Origin of the sequence: Paraburkholderia sp. Ac-20342 (genome assembly GCF_017104985.1) — a bacterium.
In the GTDB taxonomy this organism is placed as follows: Bacteria; Pseudomonadota; Gammaproteobacteria; order Burkholderiales; family Burkholderiaceae; genus Paraburkholderia.
The window spans coordinates 1-21,442 of record NZ_JAAGPQ010000095.1 but is presented as its reverse complement, the minus strand read 5'-3'; the positions used below and the strand labels follow the sequence as shown (position 1 = coordinate 21,442).

The window sequence follows — 21,442 nt, the reverse complement described above, 5'->3', positions numbered from 1 at the left end:
CTTCGATACTTCTGCTGCCCCGCGCGCGTGCGAGGCCACTGCTTACTTCGCGACGATCACGCCCTGCGCCTGCTGGTGGAAATCGTCGAAAAACTTGTATTCGCCCGGTTCGAGCGGCGCAATCACGACGAACGAATCGGCGCCCGGTGCCAATACCTTCTCCTTGCGCAACTGCACGCTTTCGAATTCGGCCGCGCCCTTGCCGGTGTTGCGCACCTCGATCTTGATGCGCTGCCCCGCCGGCACTTCGATGCGCGCCGGGCTCAGCTTGCCGTCGCTCATTTCGAGCTTGAAGGTCGGCAGGTCGGCTGCGTGAGCCGCGCCCGCCAGCCAGAACGTCGCCGCGAGCATCGCAATCTTTCGGTTGATTCCCATGAGCCTTTCCGGAAAACACGGCACGCCGACCCCGGCTACCACACCGGACGCCGGCGCGCCGTCTGCTGCATTCACCGAGCCGCCCCGGCCGTCGCGCGACCGTGCGTTCAGGCACGGCGACGCGATCCTCGGCGCGGCTCGCGGTCGCTTCGCGGCAATTAATAGCCGCCCTTCTTGCCGATGCCGGCGAAGGTGAAGTCATAGTCGAGCGTGAACGGCTTGAACCACGGACCCACGCCGGTTTCCTTGTCGACGTGGCGGCCGAACGCCGTATGGCCCATCTGCATCGGCGGTTCGACGATCAGCTTCAGGTGGTACTTGCCCGGGCCTTGCAGCTTGACGTTGTCGCCGTAGTGCGGACCGTCGTTTGCGACCATCGGCATCAGGTCGCCCTTCAGTGGCTGGTTCGAGCCGGCCTTCGTCAGTTCGTAATGCACCTGCAGATACGGCATCCAGTCGCCTTCGGCGAAGCCGGTCGGATTGTTCTTGACCGCATGGATGTCGGCCTCGAGGTGGACATCCGAGTCCGATGCCTTGCGCATCATGCCTTCGGGTTCCATCGTGATCGGCTGCAGGTAGACCGCACCGATTTCCATGCCGCCCTGGATCTGTTGCTTGCCGATCGGGTATTCCGCAGCCGATACCGAGAGCGCCGCGACAGCGACCGCCACGGCTACGCCGCCACGTGCAAATGAAGAAATCCGCATTGAAACTCCTTGTTTTTATCAGACTGGAATCGAATCCATTGGAACAGTGCGCGCAAGCCAGATGTAAATTTAAATGCGAACCATTCTCAATATTGGTCGAGTTTATCATCTATCCCCGGGGAGAACAAACGCGAACGCACGCCAGGCCTTGTGCCGTCAGGGTCTTAAGGCAGATTTAAGGGAACGGGTGCTGGCGGCGGAAATGGGGAGCGATAGTGAAACCGGGGTACACCGGCGATGGCGCCGGCCCGGATGCCATGCATTGCGCGGCTGCGGGAGCGCGGGCGAGTCGCTCGCGGGCGGGTGCAACGAACGGGGCGCGGCGTATGGTCGCGCCCCGGATGAACTGCGCGTCAGTCGACGCCGGACACATGATCGCCGACGTTCGCGCCGAACACGCGCTGGCGCAGCAATGCCAACTGGTCGCGGGTCTGCGCGGCCTTCTCGAATTCGAGATTCTTCGCGTGCTCCATCATCTGCTTTTCGAGGCGCTTGATCTCCTTGGCAAGCTGCTTCTCCGACATGTCCTCGAATTTCGCGCGCGTTTGCTGCTCTTTCAATTCGGCGCGCGCTTCGTCGACGTTGTACACGCCGTCGATGATGTCGCGAATCCGCTTGACCACGCCGCGCGGCGTGATGCCGTTCTCGACGTTGAACGCGATCTGCTTCGCGCGCCGCCGCTCGGTTTCGTCGATCGCGCGGCGCATCGAGTCGGTGATCTTGTCCGCGTAGAGAATCGCCTTGCCGTTCACGTTGCGCGCCGCCCGGCCGATCGTCTGGATCAGCGAGCGCTCGGCGCGCAGGAAACCTTCCTTGTCCGCGTCGAGAATCGCGACGAGCGACACCTCGGGAATATCGAGCCCTTCGCGCAACAGGTTGATCCCGACCAGCACGTCGAATGCGCCGAGGCGCAGATCGCGGATGATCTCGACGCGCTCGACCGTGTCGATGTCACTGTGCAGATAGCGCACCTTGATGCCGTGATCGGCCAAGAACTCGGTGAGCTGCTCGGCCATGCGCTTGGTCAGCACCGTGACGAGCACGCGATCGCCGACCTTGATGCGCTCGTTGATCTCGCCGAGCACGTCATCGACCTGGCTGCGCGCCGGCCGCACCTCGATCTCGGGATCGACGAGCCCGGTCGGGCGCACGAGCTGTTCGGCGACCTGGCCGGCCGTTTTCTTCTCATAGTCGGCCGGTGTTGCCGACACGAACACGACCTGGCGCATCTTGCGCTCGAACTCGTTGAACTTGAGCGGCCGGTTGTCGAGCGCGGACGGCAGCCGGAAGCCATAGTCGACGAGGTTCTCCTTGCGCGCGCGGTCGCCGTTGTACATGCCGTTCAACTGGCCGATCAGCACGTGCGATTCGTCGAGCATCATGATCGCGTCGGGCGGCAGATAGTCGACGAGCGTCGGCGGCGGCTCGCCGGGCGCCGCGCCCGAGAAGTGCCGCGAGTAGTTCTCGATGCCCTTGCAGAAACCGAGTTCCTGGAGCATTTCGAGGTCGAAGCGGGTGCGCTGTTCGAGCCGCTGCGCCTCGACGAGCTTGCCGTCGCCATAGAAGAATTCGAGCCGTTCGCGCAACTCGGCCTTGATCGTCTCGACCGCGCGCAGCACGGTGTCGCGCGGCGTCACGTAATGCGACGACGGATACACGGTGAAGCGCGGAATTTTCTGCCGCACGCGGCCGGTGAGCGGATCGAACAGCTGCAGCGTTTCGACTTCGTCGTCGAACAGTTCGACGCGCACGGCCATCTCGGCGTGCTCGGCCGGGAAAATATCGATCGTGTCGCCGCGCACGCGGAACGAGCCGCGCTGGAAGTCGGCTTCGTTGCGGCTGTACTGCATCGCGATCAGCCGCGCGATGATGTCGCGCTGGCCGAGCCGGTCGCCGGTGCGCAACGTGAGAATCATCTGGTGATATTCGGACGGGTTGCCGATACCGTAGATGGCCGAGACGGTCGCGACGATCACGACGTCGCGCCGCTCCATCAGGCTCTTGGTCGCCGACAGCCGCATCTGCTCGATATGCTCGTTGATCGACGAATCTTTCTCGATGAACAGGTCGCGCTGCGGCACGTACGCTTCCGGCTGGTAGTAATCGTAGTACGAGACGAAATACTCGACCGCGTTGTGCGGGAAGAACTCGCGGAACTCCGAATAGAGCTGCGCGGCGAGCGTCTTGTTCGGCGCGAACACGATGGCCGGGCGGCCGAGCCGCGCGATCGTGTTCGCCATCGTGAAAGTCTTGCCGGAGCCGGTCACGCCGAGCAGCGTCTGGAACGCGAGACCGTCCTCGACGCCTTCGACGAGCGTGTCGATGGCCGTGGGCTGGTCGCCGGCGGGCGGATAGGGCTGGTAAAGCCGGAACGGCGAGCCTTCGAACGAGACAAATTTCGATTCGTCGAGCGTGTCTTCGGCTTCAGTCAGATGGTGTTCGGACATGGGGACGGCACCGGGCCTTGGAGCAAAGAACCATTCTAACGGGTTGCGGGAAGCGGGGATCGAGCGCGGTTACGCAGAACAGGCGCCGGGCTCCCTCTTCGCCAAACGGGATCTGCGCGGATTGCCCGCTGCCACACGTGGCCCCGTCGTGCCTGTTTTTCAAGCAAATAATTGCCGGTTGCCCGCCTTGGCGGACGAAAAACGCGGCCGGATTCGTTACAATGCGAAGTTGCGCTCGCTCGCCGCTGCCCGATGGACCGGCCTCGTTTTGCGTGTTTCTCCGTGCGTTTCGCCGCGTGTTTCGCCAGATTCCCGCCAAACGCCCGAAACGCCGCCGACGCCCGAAGCCAGGCCGCCCGCGCGCGACGCCGCCCTCTTTTCACTACTGCTGCCCATCCATCATGTCTCTGTTCTCCGCCGTCGAACTTGCTCCCCGCGACCCGATCCTGGGCCTGAACGAAGCCTTCAACGCCGATGCGCGCGCCACCAAGGTCAACCTCGGGGTGGGCGTGTACTTCAATGAAGAAGGCAAGATTCCGCTGCTGCGCGCCGTGCGCGACGCGGAAAAGGCCCGCGTCGAAGCCGCGCTGCCGCGCGGTTATCTGCCGATCGAAGGTATCGCCGCCTACGATGCGGCCGTGCAAAAGCTGCTGCTCGGCAACGATTCGCCGCTGATCGCAGCGGGCCGCGTCGTCACGGCGCAGGCGCTGGGCGGCACGGGCGCGCTGAAGATCGGCGCGGACTTCCTCAAGCGCGTGAATCCGGCCAGCAAGGTCGCGATCAGCGATCCGAGCTGGGAAAACCACCGCGCGCTGTTCGAAGGCGCGGGCTTCGTCGTCGAATCGTATCCGTACTACGACGCGCAAACGCACGGCGTAAACTTCGACGGCATGCTGAGCGCGCTGAACGGCTACGCGGCCGGCACCATCGTCGTGCTGCACGCGTGCTGCCACAACCCGACCGGCGTCGACCTGAGCGTCGAGCAGTGGAAGCAGGTGGTCGAAGTCGTCAAGGCGCGCAACCTCGTGCCGTTCCTCGACATCGCCTACCAGGGCTTCGGCGACGGCATCGAAGCCGACGCGGCAGCCGTGCGCCTCTTCGCGGCAGCGGAACTGAACGTGTTCGTGTCGTCGTCGTTCTCGAAGTCGTTCTCGCTGTACGGCGAGCGCGTCGGCGCACTGTCGATCATCACGGCCAGCCAGGAAGAATCGGCCCGCGTGCTGTCGCAACTGAAGCGCGTGATCCGCACGAACTACTCGAACCCGCCGACGCACGGCGGCTCGATAGTCGCGGCGGTTCTGGCATCGGCCGAACTGCGCGCCACGTGGGAAGCCGAACTGGGCGAAATGCGCGAGCGCATCCGCGCAATGCGCAACGGCCTCGTCGAGCGCCTGAAGGCAGCCGGCGTCGACCGCGACTTCGGCTTCGTGAACGCGCAACGCGGCATGTTCTCGTACTCGGGTCTGACGGCACCGCAAGTGGACCGTCTGCGCGAAGAATTCGGCATCTACGCGGTGAGCACGGGCCGCATCTGCGTGGCTGCGCTCAACACGCGTAATCTCGACGTGGTCGCCAACGCGATTGCTCACGTGCTGAAGTAAGGCATTGCGCGGCGCGGACCTTGGCCGCGCTGTATTTGATTGCGCTGGATGGCAGACGCCAATGAAAACGGCGCCCTTTTTGAAAAGGGCGCCGTTTTTTTTATTGCCTGAGTAAAGGTAGCGCTGGCGCCAATGGTAGCGCTGGCGCCAATGCTTCGGCTCTTTCGGCAACAACCCCACCAGCGCGAACTCGATACAAACTCAGCGCGAATCCCGATGGATGTCGTGGGTCACGAACCCCGCATCGTTGTCCGGCATCTCGAGCCAATCGGGCTGCTCGAGGGAATGGCGAATATCTTCGAGGCCGCTTTGCCAGTGCTCGCGCATCGTCGACAGGCCGAACTGGAAGTCCTTGTAGTGGCCTTCGTATTCCTTGTGCCGGTAAATCAGGTGGATCACGTTGTAGCGCTTCGAGCACGACAGATCTTCGGCCAGCTTGCACCACGGATCGTCGCGCTGCTCGACGGGCACGCGGTCCAGCACCTCGCGCAGCACATGCCGGAAGCGCTGCGAACGCTGCACCATGTCGGTCACGAGACGCGTGCGGCTCGAATACTGGATGTCTTTCATGCGCCCCTGTACGTCGGAGAGACTGTCCGGCACCGGCCCGATCGCGCTCCACAGATCGACCTGAAACGCAAGCGTGTCGCGGCGCGGCGTGGATTGCATCACCTCGTAGAGCGGCGTATTTGACATCAGCCCGCCGTCCCAATAGTACTGACCGTCGATCTCGACTGCAGCGAAGCCCGGCGGCAACGCACCCGACGCCATGAAATGCTCGGGCCGCAGCGTCGTATGCGTATTGTCGAAATACTCGAAGTTGCCCGTGCCGCAATTGACCGCGCCCACCGACACACGTATCTCGCCCGAATTGATGCGGTCGAAATCGCATAGCGATTCGAGCGTGGCTTTCAGCGGCGTGGTGTCGTAGTAGCTGGCCATTTGCGGCGGCCCGGACACCGTGGGCAACGGCGGCGGAAAGCGCGGCACGAAAAAGCCCCGCTGCCCTTCGACGATCGCGCTCATCGCCTGCGCCGCCGTGAATGCCTTGCGTACGGCTTCGCTGGAATTGAAAAACGCGTGTTCGACGAAAGCCGGCACCGGCGGCCCGAAGGCCGGCTGGCAGATCGTTTCCCAGAATTGCAGCAACCGCTCGACGCGCTTTTCCGGCGGATTGCCCGCAATGATCGCCGTATTCAAGGCGCCGATCGAAATGCCCGCCAGCCAGTTGGGCTCGATGCCGGCCTCGTAAAGTCCCTGGAAAACGCCCGCCTGATAGGCGCCCAGCGCGCCGCCGCCTTGCAGCATCAGCGCGACGGTTTCGTAGTTAGGCAAGTGGAGATGCCGGCGCGGGTGCGTGGCCGGCGCCGGACCGGCGCCCTCCCCGTCGCCGGACACGCCCACGCGCGCCCGCTTGAGATTGCGTTGCGCCATGGGCCTCTCCTTATTGCATGTACCAGCCGTGACTCACGATGAAGGACTGGCCCGTCAGCGCGGCCGTCGGGAACGTGGACAGGAACAGCACCGTCTGCGCGACGTCTTCGACCGTCGTGAAAATGCCGTCGACCGTGCCGCCCAGCATCACGCGCTTGATCACGTCTTCCTCGCTGATGCCGAGTTCCTTTGCCTGTTCGGGAATCTGCTTGTCGACCAGCGGCGTGCGCACGAAGCCCGGACATACCACGTGCGAGCGCACGTTGTGCTTGGCGCCTTCCTTGGCGAGCACGCGCGAGAGGCCGAGCAGCGCGTGCTTGGCCGTCACGTAGGCGGACTTCAGCGGCGAGGCTTCATGCGAATGAACCGAGCCCATGTAGATCACGATGCCGCCGCGATCGTCCTTGTACATGTGCTTGAGCGCCGCTTTGGTGGTCAGGAACGCGCCGTCAACGTGAATCGCCTGCATCTTCTTCCAGTCCGAAAACGAGTAGTTTTCGATCGGATTGACGATCTGGATGCCGGCATTGGAGATGAGGATGTCGATCGAGCCGAATTCCGCTGCAACCTTGTCGATGCCCTGGTTGACCGCCTCTTCGTTCGTGACGTCCATCGCCACGCCGATTGCCTTGCCGCCGCCCGCCCTGATTTCTTCAGCCACGGCGTTCGCGCCGTCCTGGTTCAGGTCGGCGATCGCGACCGCCGCGCCCGAGGCGGACAGAGTCAGCGCGATCTGCTTGCCGATGCCGCTTGCCGCGCCGGTAACCACAGCGACCTTGCCATTCAGATTCGTGTTCAGAGACGACATCCGGAACCTCCATGCAGTTGATGAGCAATGAGACCACAAGGCCGCATGCGGCGTGAAGTCAGCCAAACGGCATAGACCGTTCGGCCGATGCTGCATTGCGGCCAACTTTGCTATTGTGCATGAACCCCGTGAATTCCAGAGGTAAAACACACATCGAGCCGTATCTCTTTAAACTGGACGGCTTCGGACTCAATCCCGGCCTGCGTTTCGGGCTCGACTCACGCCTCAATTTTCACGCCTCAATTTTCGTGCATCACCAACAAGGAGAGAGACATGAATTTCCGACGTCTGGGCCGCTCAGGCCTGCAAGTCAGCGAGCTGTCCATCGGCTCGTGGGTCACCTACGGCAACCAGGTCGATCATCGCGCCGCGCGCGAATCGCTTGCCGCGGCGCGTGACGCCGGCGTCAATTTCTTCGACAACGCCGAGGTCTATGCCGGCGGCAAATCCGAGGAAATCATGGGCCACGCGCTGAAGGAACTGGCGTGGCCGCGCGTGAGCTACGTGGTGTCGACGAAATTCTTCTGGGGTCTGACGGAAGCGCCGAACCAGTACCACACGCTGAACCGCAAGTACCTGATGAACGCGATCGACAGTTCGCTCAAGCGCCTGCAGCTCGATTATGTCGATCTCGTGTTCTGCCATCGTCCCGACCCGAACACGCCGATCGAGGAAACGGTCTGGGCGATGAGCGACATGATCGCGCGCGGCAAGGCGCAGTACTGGGGCACCTCCGAATGGAGCGCCGAAGAAATCCGCGCCGCGTATGAAATCGCCGAGCGGCATCATCTGCACAAGCCGGTCATGGAACAGCCGCAATACAACCTGTTTCACCGCAAGCGCGTCGAGCAGGAATACAAACGGCTCTATGAAGACATCGGCCTTGGCCTCACCACCTGGAGCCCGCTCGCGTCCGGCCTGCTCACCGGCAAATACCGCGCTGGAATACCCGCCGACAGCCGCGCGCAGTTGCAAGGTTACGACTGGCTGCGCAACCAGCTCACCGACCCGGGCAAGAACAACGTGGTCGGTCAGTTGGGCGCGGTGGCCGACGAACTCGGCTGCACGGTCGGTCAGCTCGCGATCGCATGGATTCTGAAGAATCCGCATGTCAGCACGGTAATCACGGGTGCGTCGCGGGTCGAGCAGATCGGCGAAAACATGAAATCGGCCGAAGTGGCCGAGCGCATGACGCCGGAGATCAAGCAGCGGATCGAGGAGATCATCGGCGACGCGCACGAGTGAGCCGCGCAGCAAGCGGATAACCGGCGGCGCGCGCTCGCGTACAATACGCGGCCGCGCGCCACTGTCTCCGCTCCGGCCGGCACGTCCTCTTTCAGCGTCCTCTCATCATGCTCAGTTACCGCCACGCCTTCCATGCCGGCAATCACGCCGACGTTCTGAAACACGCCGTCGTGTTGCAGCTATTGCGCTACCTCGGCCAGAAGGACAAAGCCTACTGGTATATCGACACGCATGCGGGCGCCGGCGTTTACTCGCTGAAGGAAGGCTACGCGACCAAGACCGGCGAGTTCCAGACCGGCATCGCGAAACTGTGGGAACGCAACGATCTGCCGTCGCTCTTCGCCGAATACGTCGACGAAGTAAGCGCGCTCAATGCCGACGGCCAGTTGCGCTTCTATCCAGGCTCGCCGTACATCGCATGGCGGCAGTTGCGCGAACAGGACCGCATGCGCCTGTTCGAACTGCACACGACTGAAATCGACGTGCTGCGCCATAACTTCCGCGACGCGGGACGCCGCGCGATGCTCTACGCGGGCGACGGCTTCGACGGCATCCTCGCGTTGCTGCCGCCGGCGCCGCGCCGCGCGCTGGTGCTGCTCGATCCGTCATATGAGGACAAGCGCGATTACAGCCGCACGCTGCGCTGTGTCGAGGAAAGCCTGAAGCGCTTTCCGACCGGCACCTATGCGGTCTGGTATCCGCAGGTGAAGCGCCCGGAATCGCAGCGCTTTCCCGATCAGCTGAAGCAATTGCAAAAGGACAACTGGCTGCACGTCAGCCTGACCGTCAGCAATCCGCCCGCGGATGGCTTCGGACTTTTCGGCAGCGGCATGTTTATCCTGAACCCGCCGTACACGCTCGCGAAAATGCTCAAGGAGCAGATGCCGTGGCTCGTCAAGACGCTCGGCGAAGACAAGGCCGCAACCTTCAAGGTCGAATATCGGGGCAATTAGGCGGCACACGAGCGATCACCGAACGCTCTCGACACCACAACATCGGCTCGCGCAAGCCGATCGCACCGATGTTGTTGTCGCAGACATCAGCCGCGCGCTCCCCCGCTTCTCCGCCGGCTGTTCGTGCATCTCGCACATCCCGGCTCACGCCGGCATCACACGCAACGGCATGACTTCTTTGGCTCACTTCAACTGCGCGGCCGCCTTGCTCGCGAAGTCGTTCGTATAGGTCGCGCCCAGGTCGATCTTTTTCGGATCGAGCCGGTTGTCGAATGACGACAGCGCGCGCAGAGAGGTCGCCGGACCGTCCGCGGGCATCAGGCCATCGGGCGAGTACGCGTCGCGCACGTTGTGAAAGGCCTCCAGGTAGAGCGCCGGATCGCCGAGCAGATAGGCCTGCGGCACCATCTTCAGCAGATCGGCGTCGCTCGCGGTCTGCAGCCAGTGGTTCGCGCGCACGACCGCATTGGTCAGCGCCTGCGTCGTCTTCGGATTCTTCTGAATGAAGCTCTCCGGCGCGTAAAGCGTCGCCGCCGGCATCGTTCCGCCGAACACTGCCTGCGTCCCCTTCACCGTGCGCGTGTCGACCAGCACCTTGATCGCGCCGCTGCGCGTCAACTTGGTCATCATCGGATCGACATTCGACAGCGCATCGATCTGCCCGCTACCCACCGCGGCCAACACCGTCGCACCGCTGCCGACGCCGATCGCCGAGATATCGCTGCGCTGCACGCCGGCCTTGCGCAACGCCACGGTAAGCACGAGATCCGTCGACGACCCCGGCGCGCTCACGCCGACCTTCGCGCCCTTGAAGTCCGCGAGCGATCTGATCCGATCCGCCTTCGACTTCACCACACCGATGACGATCTGCGGCGCGCGGCCCATCAAGGCAAACGCGCGATAGTGCTGTCCCTTCGCCTGCATGAAGAGCGTGTGCTCGAACGCGCCCGCGCCGACGTCGGCACTGCCGCCCACCACGGCTTCCAGCGCTTTCGAGCCGCCCGCGAAGTCCTCGAGCGTGACGTCCAGGCCTTCGTCCTTGAAGTAGCCGAGCTGCTGCGCGGCAAGCACCGGCAGATAGTAAAGACCGGGCAAGCCGCCGACGGCCATCGTCAGCGTGGGTTTTTCGGGCGTGTCCTTGGCGAGCGCGGCGCCGGACAACGCGGCGAGCGCGAGCAGCATGACGCAGGCGCGTATGGCGCGCCGCATCCAGTGAATCGGCATGTTGACGTCTCCTTGTTCCGTTTTCCGTTCGAAGCGGCGACGCGACGCAAATGCCGCAACCGGGCCGCCAGCGACAAAGCGCGCAACGATTGTCGTCGGACGGTTTCTCGTACGCCATGCGCCCAAACCCCAATGCGGAATCGGCCGGGGTGCGAGGCGGCCCATAGGCGGAAGACGTGGAGACGCTCGATCCGATGCAGCGGGCAAGGATCCCAGCGAGGTGCAACGGAACTGAAAAAGCCGATGGCGAAGATACCGGGCCGCCGCCCTTCTATGCCACCCTCATTGCGAAGGCGCTACCGGGCGCGGCATCGGCCGCGGCATCGGTCTCGGCGGAACGCCGCCGCCCGCCGGCAACGGGATATATGGCGCGACCACGATCGGCGGCGACGCTTCCTGCGGCAGCTCGACAGGAGCCGCAATCGGCGGCGCGGCGACAATCGGGTGCCGCGAAAGCGGCGCGCTCATCAGCACACTCCCGCTCTGGCCGTCGTTGATACCGCTCAGCGAGTCGAGAATCACCGGCTTGCGGGCGCTGTCGGACACGGCGAACGCGCCCGGCGCGGCGCAGACGGTTGTCAGCGCCGTCACCATGACCGCAGCGAGGCGGAATTTGAAGGGTTCGAGCGAGCGGACAGAGAACATGGGCGGCCCCGTTGGTTATGAATGCCCGGTTGCGCAAAAAGCGCCCTACCTTACCTCGGCGCAGGTTGCGAAGCTAGTCGAGAGTCGCCACGACTGGCGTTCCGGCGTCGCCGGCTTCAAACCTGCCGGAAAAGCGGTCAATTCCCAGGGCCCAGATGTGACAAAGCCCCGTTTCGACGGGGCTTGATGCTGTGCTGCTATGGCCGTGCACGCTGCACCGCCGGGCCCAACTCGAAGCTGAAACTTACCGCGAATAGCCGTTGGTTTCGATCGAGCGGATGCGCTGTTCGAGCTGGACGATATCCGACGACGATGCCAGGTAGGCCTCACGGCTATTACGTTCCGCAGATTCCAACCAGGTGTTCAGCTTTTCAAGCAGGTATGCAAACATGATGTTCTCCAAGGATCAGATCGAATCCCCGGTGATCGGACATCAGGGATTTCCCGCTAAAGGGTTAACCCGAATTATAACCCGATGCCCTGAGTCGGACAGTGAAATGCCTACATGAGGTGCATTCCGTTCCGGAATGGTGCACATCCTTGGTGCAATCAGGTTCCACCTTTCCCCGCAACGGCTACAGCGGATGACATCCCTGCCCCGACACCAGATCGGTGTCAGCGAGGCGCTCGATGATCGGACAGTCGGGCCGGTCGTCGCCGTGGCAATGATCGGCCAGATGCGCAAGGGTGTCGCGCATGTCGGTCAGCTCGGCGATGCGGCGGTCGAGGTCCGCGACATGCTCGAGCGCGATCCGCTTCACTTCGGCGCTCGCGCGCGAACGATCGCGCCATAGCGCGAGGAGCCGCCGAATGTCTTCGACGAGAAAGCCGAGCCGGCGCGCCTGGCGGATAAAGCGCAGCGAATGCACTTCCTGCGGACCGTATACGCGATAACCGGCGCTCGTGCGCGCCTTGGCCGTCAACAGGCCGACGCTTTCGTAATAGCGGATCATTTTTGCGGTGACGCCCGACGCGCGGGCCGCTTCGCCAATATTCATGACTGTTTCCCCATGCTCTGGATCAGGTTCGAATCGATCCTACACCTTCCCATGATGGGAAGGTCAGCCACTCAAATACGGATCGGCAGGCATAATTCAGCCATTCGCCATTCTGATTTCGCCGAGGACCCCGCCATGACAATCGAACTCCACGTAGAAGGCATGAGCTGCCAGCATTGTGTCGCTGCCGTCACGAACGCGATCCGCGAACACGACGCCGCCGCGCAGGTTCAGGTGGATCTCGTGGCCGGGCGCGTGGTCGTGGAATCGGCGCAATCCGTCGATGCGCTGAAGGCCGCGATTGACGAGGCCGGCTACACGGTCACGTCGGCTCGCTAAGGGAGCGGATCGTGTTCAAGGTTGCCGTTATCGGCGGCTCCGGGCTGCTCGGCCGCGCGCTCGTCGACGAACTGGCGCGGCAGGACGACTGGCAGGTCGTCGCCACCGCGTTCAGCCGGCCGTCGCCGCAAATGGCCGCGCTCGATGTTCGCGACGCGCAGGCGGTCGAACGCTTCATCGAGCGCACGGCGCCGGATGCCGTTGTGATTGCCGCCGCGGAGCGCCGCCCCGACATCTGCGAGCGCGACCCGGCGCTGGCCCGCGCGCTGAACGTCGATGCCGTGCGCATCGTTGCCGCGGCGGCAGGCCGGTGCGGCGCATGGACCCTGTCGATCTCGACCGACTACGTGTTCGACGGCACAGAGCCGCCGTATCGGCACGACAGCGCGCCCGCGCCGCTCAACGCTTACGGGCACAGCAAGCTCGAAGGCGAACGCGCACTGACCGGAACGACCGGGCGCGGCTGCGTGCTGCGCTTGCCGCTGCTCTATGGGCCAATCGTCGGCTGGTCGGAATCGGCGGTGACGAGCCTCGTGCCGGCGATCGCCGCCTCGGCCACCGCCGCTGGCGAGCCCGCCACGATGGACGCCTGGGCGATCCGCTACCCCACGTTCACGCCGGACGTCGCGTTCGTGATCCGGCAGATGCTCGCACTGCATGCGCGCGGCGAGACGGTCTCCGGCATCGTCCAATGGTCGGGGGACGAGCCCATGACCAAATACGAGATCGCCGTGCGTATCGCCGAAGCGCTGCAACTCGATGCGCGCCTGACGCCTCAGCACACGCCAACCGATTCGACGCCTCGCCCGCATAACTGCCATCTGGCGTCGAGCCGTCTCGAAGCGCTCGGTATCGGCCGGCGCACGCCGTTCGATACGGCGATCCGCGAGGTCCTGGCTGCGTTTCCGTGGCAAGGCGCTATGCCGTCGCGGCTGAATTGACGCCACGCAACGGGGTTTGCTGGTTTGTCCGGCTCAAGGCCGCCGCTGTGATCGGACGCGTTGGCCGCGAGGCTGTGCTGCTGGGGCTGTGCTTCTGGCGCATATACATCGCATTTGCCCAAGTGCGTTGTGTAGCGCACGGCTGACCGGCATTCAACTGCATCGCGCAAACGAAAGGATTCACGAACGCACGGCAAGCGTCGCTCGCCTGCTGGCTGCCGATGCAGGATTCGCCGGCCGTGCCGCGCGTCCGCTCATCACCCGCCACCCGCCCGCTACCGGGCCTCAATGAAAATCGCGGCTCGTCGTGGCGAGTTCGCCGAGCCATTCGCTGTAATCCTCGAGACGATGGGCAACGAGATGGACCACCTCGCCCTTCTGTTTGCGACCGGCAAGCCGCCGCGCCTCGCCGCTGCGGCTTGCCTCGCCCGTACCACTTTCGCCGCTTTCGCCACTTGTGGGGCCGCCTGTGCTATTTGCCTCATTTCCCGCCCACGCCCGATTGCGCCGGTCCGCACTCGCCGCACGCTCTCCCTGACTCGCGCGGTCTCCTCTCTCGCCCCCGGTACTCACCCCATCATCGCGCTGCAAAACCCCATAGACCGCGAGCAACGATGAACCGAGCAACGCCTTGCGCTGCTTTTCAACCAGCGACGGCCACACGATCACATTAATCGAGCCGGTTTCGTCCTCGATCGACACGAACACCGTGCCGTTCGCCGTGCCCGGCCGCTGTCTCACGGTGACGATGCCGCACGCCCGCGCCATTGTGCCGTGCCGGCACGCGGCGAGTTCGGCCGCCGTGCGAAACTTCTGCCGCGCGAGACGCGCCCGCAACAACGCCAGCGGATGGCGATTGAGCGTGAGACCGAAGCTCGCATAATCGTCGACGATCTCGCGATGCTCGCTGGCGCGCGGCAACGCGAGCGGCGCTTCGGCGATCGGCGCGTCGCGCAGCAGCTTCGGCACCGCGTGCTGCGCAGTCACGGCCCACCACGCTTCGCGCCGATGACCGGCGATACCGACAAGCGCATTCGCCGCGGCCAGCGCTTCGAGATCGCGCCGCGTCAAGGCCGCGCGACGCGCGAGATCGTCGACGTCAACCAACGGCGCATCGCGGCGGGCCGCCATGATGCGTTCGGCGGCGTCCCGCGCGAGCCCCTTGATCAGATGCATACCGAGACGCACCGCGGGACCGCGCGAACCATACGTGCTCGCTGGTTTGAACACGCGCGCGGTCAACCGCCGCGCGGCACGCCGGATCGTGCGGCTCACCTTCAGGTGCGGCAAGGACAGATTGCGCAATTGCTGTGCGGCCAGCACGGCATGTTGACGATGCAGACGCGTCTCGTCAGCGGCAATCCGCCGTCCTTCGGCATGGCGCCGCGCGAAGGTCGATTCCCAGTCGCTCAGCGTCACGTCGGGCGGCAATACCTTGACGCCGTGACGCCTCGCGTCCTGCACGAGTTGCGACGGCGAATAGAAACCCAGCGGCTGGCTGTTCAGCAGACCGGCCAGAAAAGCGGCCGGCTCGTAGCGCTTCAGCCATGCGCTCAGATAAACGAGCAGCGCGAAACTCGCCGCATGGCTCTCCGGAAAACCGTATTCGCCGAAGCCCTCGATCTGTTTGCAGATGCGCTCGATAAATGCCTGCTCGTAGCCGCGCGCCAGCATGCGGTCCGTCAGATCCTTCTGATACTTCGCGAGATTACCGCTGCGCCGCCATGCGGCCATCGCGCGCCGCAACTGGTCGGCCTGCTCGCCCGTGTATTTCGCCGCCACCATCGCCAGATGCATCACCTGCTCCTGGAAAATCGGCACGCCGAGCGTGCGTTCGAGCACCGGCCGCAACTCGTCCTTGGCGTAATCGATCGGCTCGAGCCCCTGCTTGCGACGCAGATAAGGATGCACCATGCCGCCCTGGATCGGCCCGGGCCGCACGATCGCCACTTCGATCACGAGGTCGTAGTACTTGTCCGGCTTCAGACGCGGCAGCATGCTTTGCTGCGCGCGCGATTCGATCTGGAACACGCCGATCGTGTCGGCATGGCCGCACATCTCGTAGACGGCACGATCCTCGCGCGGAATGTCCTGCATCCGGAACCGCGGCAACCCACGCCGCAACGCGACGAATTCGAGCGCGCGCCGGATGGCCGAGAGCATGCCGAGCGCCAGCACGTCGACTTTCAGCAGCTTGAGCGCATCGATGTCGTCCTTGTCCCACTCGATCACGCTGCGCTCTTTCATCGACGCATTTTCTATCGGCACGAGCCGCGACAGCCGGTCTTTCGCGATCACGAAGCCCCCCACGTGCTGCGACAGATGCCGCGGAAAATTGCGCAACTCCTGAGTCAGCCGGATCAGGTTCCGCGTGATGTGCGATCGGGCATCGAAGCCCGCTTCGGCCAGATAGGCGGCCACCGCGCCCGGGCCATCCCACCATTGCTGCGGCTTGCTGATCCGCTCGATCAGCGAGGCTTCGAGACCCAGCGCCTTGCCGACGTCTTTCAGCGCGCTGCGCGAGCGGTACGTAATCAGCGACGCGGTCAGCGCCGCGCGATGGCGGCCGTACTTCGCATAGATGTACTGGATCACTTCCTCGCGCCGCTGATGCTCGAAGTCGACGTCGATGTCGGGCGGCTCGTTGCGGGCGCGCGAGATGAATCGCTCGATCAGCATGTTCATGCTGACGGGATCGATTTCGGTGACATGCAGGCAGTAGCACACGATCGAGTTCGCCGCCGAGCCTCGCCCCTGGCACAGGATGTTGCGCGAGCGCGCGAAGCTCACGATATCGTGCACGGTCAGAAAATACTTTTCGTATTTCAGATCGGCGATCAGACCCAGCTCCTTCTCGATCTGCTGAATCCGCTTCAGGTCCATGCCGCCCGGCCAGCGCTCCATCGCGCCGGCCATGACGAGCTTGCGCAGATAGCTCGACGGCGATTCGTCGGCGGGTACCAGTTCTTCGGGATATTCGTATTGCAGTTCCTCGAGCGAGAAGCGGCATAACGCGGCAATGCGCAGCGTTTCTTCGAGCGTCTCGCGCGGATACAGCTTGCCCAAACGCACGCGCGTGCGCAGGTGCCGCTCCGCATTGGCTTCTAGCGCGTGACCGCAGGCTGAGAGGGGCGTGCCGAGACCGATCGCGGTCATCGTGTCCTGCAACGGCTTACGCGAACGCACATGCATCAGCGTGCCTCCCGCGGCCACGAGCGGCAAACCGCTGTCTTGTGAAATCATCCGCAAGGCGTCGAGTTGCAGATCATCGCTGCCGGTTTGCCACAGTTCGAGCGCAATCCATGCACGCTGCGCCGCGAACGACGCGAGCCAATGCGCGCAACGCAGCGTATGCGAGAGCGTCGCCGCGCGCTGCGGCACGAGCAGCAGCACACAATCGGGCAAGCCGCGCAGGTGTTCGAGATGCGGCAGCATCTCGGTGAAGTCTTCCGGACCGATGCGATAGCAACCCTTGTCCGCACGCGAACGCGCGAGCGTGATCAGTTCGGAAAGATTGCCGTAGCCGTTGCGATTGAGTGCGAGCGCCACCAGGGTGCAGAAGGGTTGGCCTTCGGCATCGGTCAGATTGAATTCGCTGCCGATGATCAGGTGGGGGATCGGCTTTAGGGGTTCGTCCTTCGGGGGTTCGTCCTTCGGGGGTTCGTCCTTCGGGGGTTCGTCCTTCGGGGGTTCGTCCTTCGGGGGTTCGTCCTTCGGGGGTTCGTCCTTCGGGGGTTCGTCCTTCGGGGGTTCGTCCTTCGGAAGCTGTTTTTTCTCATGCTTTGTCGCAGCCGTTGCGACGGTGATCTCCTCCGGCGCCGCCGCCCGCATCGCCTGCTGCGCTTTTGCCTCGCGCTCTTTCCGTTCGCGCACCTGCGTCTCTTCGAGTTCTTTCACGGCCGTGTACGCGCGCACGACGCCTGCCAGCGAACATTCGTCGGTAATGGCAAGTGCGCGATAGCCGAGCGACATCGCCCGCTCGACAAGCTCGTGCGGATGCGAAGCCCCCCGCAGGAACGAGAAGTTGCTCAGGCAATGCAGCTCCGCATACGGCGGCAAATGCGCCGCGAACGTCGGCTGCGAAGGCAAGGACGGCGCGGAAGTCGTCATCGCATTCAACCGAACAGGCCCTGCAGATACCACTCGCCTTTGCGCTTGCGATACACCCAGAACAGGTGGCCGCGATCGTCAGCTGCGATGTAGTAATCGCGCTCGACGAGATCGCCGTCCCACCACCCGGCTTCGATCCGCTCGGTGCGCGTGAGCATGGTCAGCGGCCGGCGATAGATCGGCCGCTGGTCGCGCACCATCAGACGCAGCGGCTGGTCGAGCATCCAGAGCGGACGAGGCTGTGCGGGTAGCGCGCAGTCGGGGAGATCGAGCGAAGCCTGGACGTTGCCGGGTTGGGCGGCGAATGCGGGTGTGCTTTGGGAGGAAGCCGATACGGATAGTGCCGGGGTTGCCGGATCAGCTTGCACTGGCGTTGCGCCGCCCTCGCGTGCTTCTTCAAGCGCGGCATTGCGCAGTTCATCGGTCAGCCAGGTTTGATCCGCCCTGGCTTTGACGCGGCTCTTCGACGGCATGCGCTGTCTGCGTGAAAACGCTTGCGACTGATAGGCTTCCACGCGTGTTGCCCGCTCCGGCCGATGATCGTCCTGCTGCGACAACTGCAGCACGTTCTCAGGCCCGAGGCGCGCGCTCAGACGTTCGAGCAAGCGCGCGAGAGAATCGCCATCCGACTCGGGCATTGAAAACAGCGTGTCCGACCGTCCCGCATGATCGACGATCTGCTCCGCCACCAGCTTCAGTTCGATGACCGGTGCCGCCAGCACCGTCTGGTTCAGCTTTTCCCGCAACAGCCAGATCAGATGCTCGGCATCGCGCGACGGAATGGCCCACGCAACCTTCAGGCTCGATGTTTTCGGCGCGTGACGCGACGCCAGCTCATGCTCGAGCAGCAACGTATAGCCGCTCAGCGCCGCATGATGCGCACTGAGCCAGCCGGCCAGCTGCACGATCAACCGGCGCGCGGCGAACAGCAACGCATCGGCGTTATCGACTCGCGACGGCAATTCCAGTTGCGCATGAAACGACGCCGGCGCGCGAAACGATTCGCGCGGATCGGCACGCATGCCATATGCCTGTGCGAGCAGCTCCAGAACGCCACCGCCGAAACGCCGCACAATGCCCGCTCTCGGCAAGCGGCGCAAATCGGCGAGCGTCGCGCAGCCGACATGCGCGAACGCATCGCGATGCTCCTGTGAAACCGGCAGCAGCGCGACGGACAAACGATCGAGCACGCGCGCGAGCGACGCTTCCTTGAGCACATGCCAGCGACGTCCCTGCCGGCACGCACGCGCCTGCGCCAATAACCACGCCCCCCAGGCGGTCGGCGCACACGCGATGCGCGCCGTATAGCCGAATTCCGCTACCGTGCCCGATACGCGCGACAACAACGCGCGCAGGCCACCGAACAGGCGCAAGCCGGAACCAACTTCGAGCAGCAGTGTATGCACAGCGGCAAGCGACACTTTGGGCGTGTAGCTCAGCAAGGCGAGCGCGATCGCTTCGAATGCCTGGGTTACGCGGGCTGGATCGGCGGCAAGCAGTGTCAACCCCGGCGCCAGCGCCAACGCATACGAGCGCGAATGCCCCGCCTGCACACCGGCGCGCCATGCGTTGAGATCGGGCATCAGGATGTGCGCGTGATCGGCCAGCGCATAACAGCTGCGCGTTTCCGCGTTCGGGTCCGCGGCAGCTTGAGGTTGGCTCGCGCCGTTGCACGGATCACGCCGATTCGGTTTCGCGAGCGAACCAGCCGGAAGCAGCGCGAACGGCTTCACCGCTTCCAGCGGCAACAGCGGTAAGGTGACGGCGATCCACAACATGTTTGACCTCCGGGCGTTGATGGCTGCCCTCGTTTTTCGGCAACACAATGCTTTGTAAAGGCAGAATGAGGCGCAAAGGCTCGGCGAGCGGCGGTCCGCGACGCTTGAAGATATCGATCGACATACCGATCTCGTGCAACCACTGACGACGATTGATCGTCTGCGCGTTGGCCGGCAAAAGCGGTTCACAGATCATCCGCAAAGGCGCCGGCGACGATTGCGCAGCCGCTTCCGCAGGACGGATCAGAAATGCCAGCGCCGCCGACTCCTGAGCTGCCACTTGCAAACGCCGGACCTTGTCGGCGCGCGCATTCTGCAGCCACACGAACACCGCGCCGATACCGCTCTGTTTCAGTACCTGAGTGGCAGCCCAAAGCGCCTGATCTTCCGTCGAGCGCACCCATAGGACACGCCTGATATCGACGCCCCAAGTCTTTAGTGCCGCGACACAAGGCTGATACGGCGGCGCCACGAGCATGACGTGCTGCTCGGCCTGTTGTGTCAGATGCCGAAGCACATGAGCCAGCAAACGCATCTCACCCACTCCGCAATGCTCGATCAACAACTCCGTCAGCCCGCCCGCCGACCAGCCTTGCCCCGGCAGTAGCCGGTCCAGCTCGGCATAGCCGCTGGAGACGACGAGCGAGTCCGGGCCGGCAAGCGCATTGCCTTGCCATACCTGACGCCGTAATTGCGACGACAGCGTGGTCGTCGCTAGCTGAATCGCTGCTGCCATAGACACGCTCTTTACTCGCGGATACTCCGCCTCTTCCTGGCATAGATGCATCGCCGCCCTGATCGATATGCATCGACGTTGTTGGCGGCAACGAACAGACAGAAAATTCTGGCTTTTGCATATAAATCGTGTCGATATGCAATCAATTCCTCGCAACAAGGGGTGGGAGGGAGACGATCTAGCACCCTGGAATACTGTATATTTATACAGCATTCCAGGGTGGATGTTAAGAGCTGAGGTTGCGGCGAGAAGAGCGATGGTGCGTGGGTCAGCTTCGTTGAACTCAAGCGTGCTGAGTTCGTCAACTTCAGACAATTGTCCCGACAAACTGCATGAACGACGCGATCAAACGAGATGAATTGAAAATAATCAGGTATGCAGATTATTTAGATCGATACATCAATAGGCGAGAATTTGGCATTTACACAACCCGGAAGCTCAAGTAACGCAAAGCATCCGACGGCGTCGAAACATTGGGAACTGATTTGCTAAAAACAGATGTGGATCAAAGAAAAATAGCACTTCGACGCCCAAGGTGCACATGACTAACCAGACGACCGGGCACAATAATGAAAACACACTGAGCTACTGAGAAATACCGCTCTGTATCGTGGCAAATCACGGCAAAACCTTCGAATCAGCTTCCAGCACGAGAGGTATGCGTCTCACAAATTCTTCTGGTCTATAAAGAGCGGTGCGAGGTTGGGCTAAGAAAGGTATCGCAATTGATATTGATACCGGTCTCGATTGCATGTGTAGATGAATCGATATTGGCATCATGCGTCCGGAATCCTCGTCGAGGTCCTTGCTACCCTGAAGGGGTGAATCGTCGTGTGTTACCGGCTCATCAGCCAGGACGACGAATTCATCAGGATTAAGCGCTGACCGGTTACGCGGACGCACAGCGGGCTGGGCAGCACTGAAGACTGCGCGACGGGGGATTGTGGAGAACGCGGGCGGCATGACGCCCGGGTCCCCCGAGTTCGACAGATTCTTGCGTAAGTCTTTGATTTCGCTACATCAGGGGTAGCGTTTTTGTCCCTACAAGGCGTCGGCGGTCGGGGTTGGCAGGTTCAGTGTCTGGAAGAGCTCCTTCTGTTC

At 63.3% G+C, this 21,442-nt stretch carries 17 protein-coding genes; 5 read left to right on the top strand and 12 right to left on the bottom strand.

Features of this window, described 5'->3' with window-relative positions; all coding sequences use genetic code 11:
* Window positions 1–42: 42 nt before the first annotated feature.
* From G3N58_RS28170 to uvrB, 3 genes are all read right to left on the bottom strand, one after another.
* Window positions 43–375, bottom strand: coding sequence for a cupredoxin domain-containing protein (locus tag G3N58_RS28170; protein WP_206000829.1), 333 nt, complete (start codon window positions 373–375; stop codon window positions 43–45).
* Window positions 376–533: 158 nt separating this feature from the next.
* Entirely contained in the window at window positions 534–1,082 is a 549-nt protein-coding gene (locus G3N58_RS28165) for an iron transporter (RefSeq protein ID WP_206000828.1), read from the bottom strand.
* 353 nt (window positions 1,083–1,435) lie between these two features.
* Window positions 1,436–3,529: an excinuclease ABC subunit UvrB gene (uvrB, locus tag G3N58_RS28160; RefSeq protein ID WP_167050365.1), complete on the bottom strand. Its 2,094-nt coding sequence runs from the start codon at window positions 3,527–3,529 to the stop codon at window positions 1,436–1,438.
* 401 nt (window positions 3,530–3,930) lie between these two features.
* Here uvrB and G3N58_RS28155 point away from each other — a divergent pair, with 401 nt between their 5' ends.
* Complete coding sequence (locus tag G3N58_RS28155; RefSeq protein ID WP_167050363.1) at window positions 3,931–5,130, top strand: amino acid aminotransferase; 1,200 nt, start codon at window positions 3,931–3,933, stop codon at window positions 5,128–5,130.
* 201 nt (window positions 5,131–5,331) lie between these two features.
* Here G3N58_RS28155 and G3N58_RS28150 read toward each other — a convergent pair whose 3' ends face one another.
* On the bottom strand, window positions 5,332–6,564 hold the full coding sequence (locus G3N58_RS28150) for a patatin-like phospholipase family protein (protein ID WP_167285577.1): 1,233 nt from the start codon (window positions 6,562–6,564) through the stop codon (window positions 5,332–5,334).
* A gap of 10 nt (window positions 6,565–6,574) precedes the next feature.
* On the bottom strand, window positions 6,575–7,372 hold the full coding sequence (locus G3N58_RS28145) for a 3-hydroxybutyrate dehydrogenase (RefSeq protein WP_167050359.1): 798 nt from the start codon (window positions 7,370–7,372) through the stop codon (window positions 6,575–6,577).
* A gap of 273 nt (window positions 7,373–7,645) precedes the next feature.
* Here G3N58_RS28145 and G3N58_RS28140 point away from each other — a divergent pair, with 273 nt between their 5' ends.
* Window positions 7,646–8,617: an aldo/keto reductase gene (locus tag G3N58_RS28140; RefSeq protein ID WP_167285578.1), complete on the top strand. Its 972-nt coding sequence runs from the start codon at window positions 7,646–7,648 to the stop codon at window positions 8,615–8,617.
* Window positions 8,618–8,724: 107 nt separating this feature from the next.
* Window positions 8,725–9,570, top strand: coding sequence for a 23S rRNA (adenine(2030)-N(6))-methyltransferase RlmJ (gene rlmJ, locus G3N58_RS28135; RefSeq protein ID WP_167050356.1), 846 nt, complete (start codon window positions 8,725–8,727; stop codon window positions 9,568–9,570).
* Window positions 9,571–9,753: 183 nt separating this feature from the next.
* On the opposite strand, the gene G3N58_RS28130 is transcribed toward rlmJ, so the two are convergent.
* The 4 genes from G3N58_RS28130 to cueR all read right to left on the bottom strand — a co-directional run bounded on the left by G3N58_RS28130 (window position 9,754) and on the right by cueR (window position 12,437).
* The gene (locus tag G3N58_RS28130; protein ID WP_206000827.1) at window positions 9,754–10,794 is read right to left on the bottom strand and encodes an ABC transporter substrate-binding protein; all 1,041 of its coding nucleotides are present in this window, start codon (window positions 10,792–10,794) and stop codon (window positions 9,754–9,756) included.
* Between the two features lie 282 nt (window positions 10,795–11,076).
* Window positions 11,077–11,439 (bottom strand): hypothetical protein, encoded by a 363-nt coding sequence (locus G3N58_RS28125; RefSeq protein WP_241017260.1) that lies wholly within the window; start codon window positions 11,437–11,439, stop codon window positions 11,077–11,079.
* A gap of 244 nt (window positions 11,440–11,683) precedes the next feature.
* Window positions 11,684–11,830, bottom strand: a complete 147-nt coding sequence (locus tag G3N58_RS28120; protein ID WP_167050352.1) for a DUF3563 family protein — start codon at window positions 11,828–11,830, stop codon at window positions 11,684–11,686.
* A gap of 184 nt (window positions 11,831–12,014) precedes the next feature.
* Window positions 12,015–12,437 carry a Cu(I)-responsive transcriptional regulator gene (gene cueR, locus G3N58_RS28115; RefSeq protein WP_167285580.1) on the bottom strand — a complete coding sequence of 141 codons (423 nt, stop codon included), beginning with the start codon at window positions 12,435–12,437 and terminating at the stop codon, window positions 12,015–12,017.
* Window positions 12,438–12,572: 135 nt separating this feature from the next.
* Here cueR and G3N58_RS28110 point away from each other — a divergent pair, with 135 nt between their 5' ends.
* Both G3N58_RS28110 and G3N58_RS28105 read left to right on the top strand, forming a co-directional pair.
* Window positions 12,573–12,776 (top strand): cation transporter, encoded by a 204-nt coding sequence (locus tag G3N58_RS28110; RefSeq protein ID WP_167050349.1) that lies wholly within the window; start codon window positions 12,573–12,575, stop codon window positions 12,774–12,776.
* Window positions 12,777–12,787: 11 nt separating this feature from the next.
* Entirely contained in the window at window positions 12,788–13,717 is a 930-nt protein-coding gene (locus G3N58_RS28105) for an SDR family oxidoreductase (RefSeq protein ID WP_206000826.1), read from the top strand.
* 285 nt (window positions 13,718–14,002) lie between these two features.
* Here the strand turns inward: G3N58_RS28105 and G3N58_RS28100 are convergent, their stop codons facing one another.
* Genes G3N58_RS28100 through imuA form a run of 3 tightly spaced genes read right to left on the bottom strand, consistent with a single transcriptional unit; the run spans window position 14,003 to window position 20,341 of the window.
* Complete coding sequence (locus G3N58_RS28100; RefSeq protein ID WP_241017259.1) at window positions 14,003–17,827, bottom strand: error-prone DNA polymerase; 3,825 nt, start codon at window positions 17,825–17,827, stop codon at window positions 14,003–14,005.
* A gap of 5 nt (window positions 17,828–17,832) precedes the next feature.
* Window positions 17,833–19,605, bottom strand: coding sequence for a DNA polymerase Y family protein (locus tag G3N58_RS28090; protein ID WP_206000825.1), 1,773 nt, complete (start codon window positions 19,603–19,605; stop codon window positions 17,833–17,835).
* Complete coding sequence (imuA, locus tag G3N58_RS28085; RefSeq protein ID WP_206000824.1) at window positions 19,505–20,341, bottom strand: translesion DNA synthesis-associated protein ImuA; 837 nt, start codon at window positions 20,339–20,341, stop codon at window positions 19,505–19,507. The genes G3N58_RS28090 and imuA overlap by 101 nt, the downstream gene beginning before the upstream one ends.
* Window positions 20,342–21,442 lie beyond the last annotated feature (1,101 nt).

Coding starts and splice junctions, on each gene's coding strand:
- G3N58_RS28170 (WP_206000829.1), bottom strand. CDS start 375: ATGGGAATCAACCGAAAGATTGCGATGCTCGCGGCGACGTTCTGGCTG.
- G3N58_RS28165 (WP_206000828.1), bottom strand. CDS start 1,082: ATGCGGATTTCTTCATTTGCACGTGGCGGCGTAGCCGTGGCGGTCGCT.
- uvrB (WP_167050365.1), bottom strand. CDS start 3,529: ATGTCCGAACACCATCTGACTGAAGCCGAAGACACGCTCGACGAATCG.
- G3N58_RS28155 (WP_167050363.1), top strand. CDS start 3,931: ATGTCTCTGTTCTCCGCCGTCGAACTTGCTCCCCGCGACCCGATCCTG.
- G3N58_RS28150 (WP_167285577.1), bottom strand. CDS start 6,564: ATGGCGCAACGCAATCTCAAGCGGGCGCGCGTGGGCGTGTCCGGCGAC.
- G3N58_RS28145 (WP_167050359.1), bottom strand. CDS start 7,372: ATGTCGTCTCTGAACACGAATCTGAATGGCAAGGTCGCTGTGGTTACC.
- G3N58_RS28140 (WP_167285578.1), top strand. CDS start 7,646: ATGAATTTCCGACGTCTGGGCCGCTCAGGCCTGCAAGTCAGCGAGCTG.
- rlmJ (WP_167050356.1), top strand. CDS start 8,725: ATGCTCAGTTACCGCCACGCCTTCCATGCCGGCAATCACGCCGACGTT.
- G3N58_RS28130 (WP_206000827.1), bottom strand. CDS start 10,794: ATGCCGATTCACTGGATGCGGCGCGCCATACGCGCCTGCGTCATGCTG.
- G3N58_RS28125 (WP_241017260.1), bottom strand. CDS start 11,439: ATGTTCTCTGTCCGCTCGCTCGAACCCTTCAAATTCCGCCTCGCTGCG.
- G3N58_RS28120 (WP_167050352.1), bottom strand. CDS start 11,830: ATGTTTGCATACCTGCTTGAAAAGCTGAACACCTGGTTGGAATCTGCG.
- cueR (WP_167285580.1), bottom strand. CDS start 12,437: ATGAATATTGGCGAAGCGGCCCGCGCGTCGGGCGTCACCGCAAAAATG.
- G3N58_RS28110 (WP_167050349.1), top strand. CDS start 12,573: ATGACAATCGAACTCCACGTAGAAGGCATGAGCTGCCAGCATTGTGTC.
- G3N58_RS28100 (WP_241017259.1), bottom strand. CDS start 17,827: ATGACGACTTCCGCGCCGTCCTTGCCTTCGCAGCCGACGTTCGCGGCG.
- G3N58_RS28090 (WP_206000825.1), bottom strand. CDS start 19,605: ATGTTGTGGATCGCCGTCACCTTACCGCTGTTGCCGCTGGAAGCGGTG.
- imuA (WP_206000824.1), bottom strand. CDS start 20,341: ATGGCAGCAGCGATTCAGCTAGCGACGACCACGCTGTCGTCGCAATTA.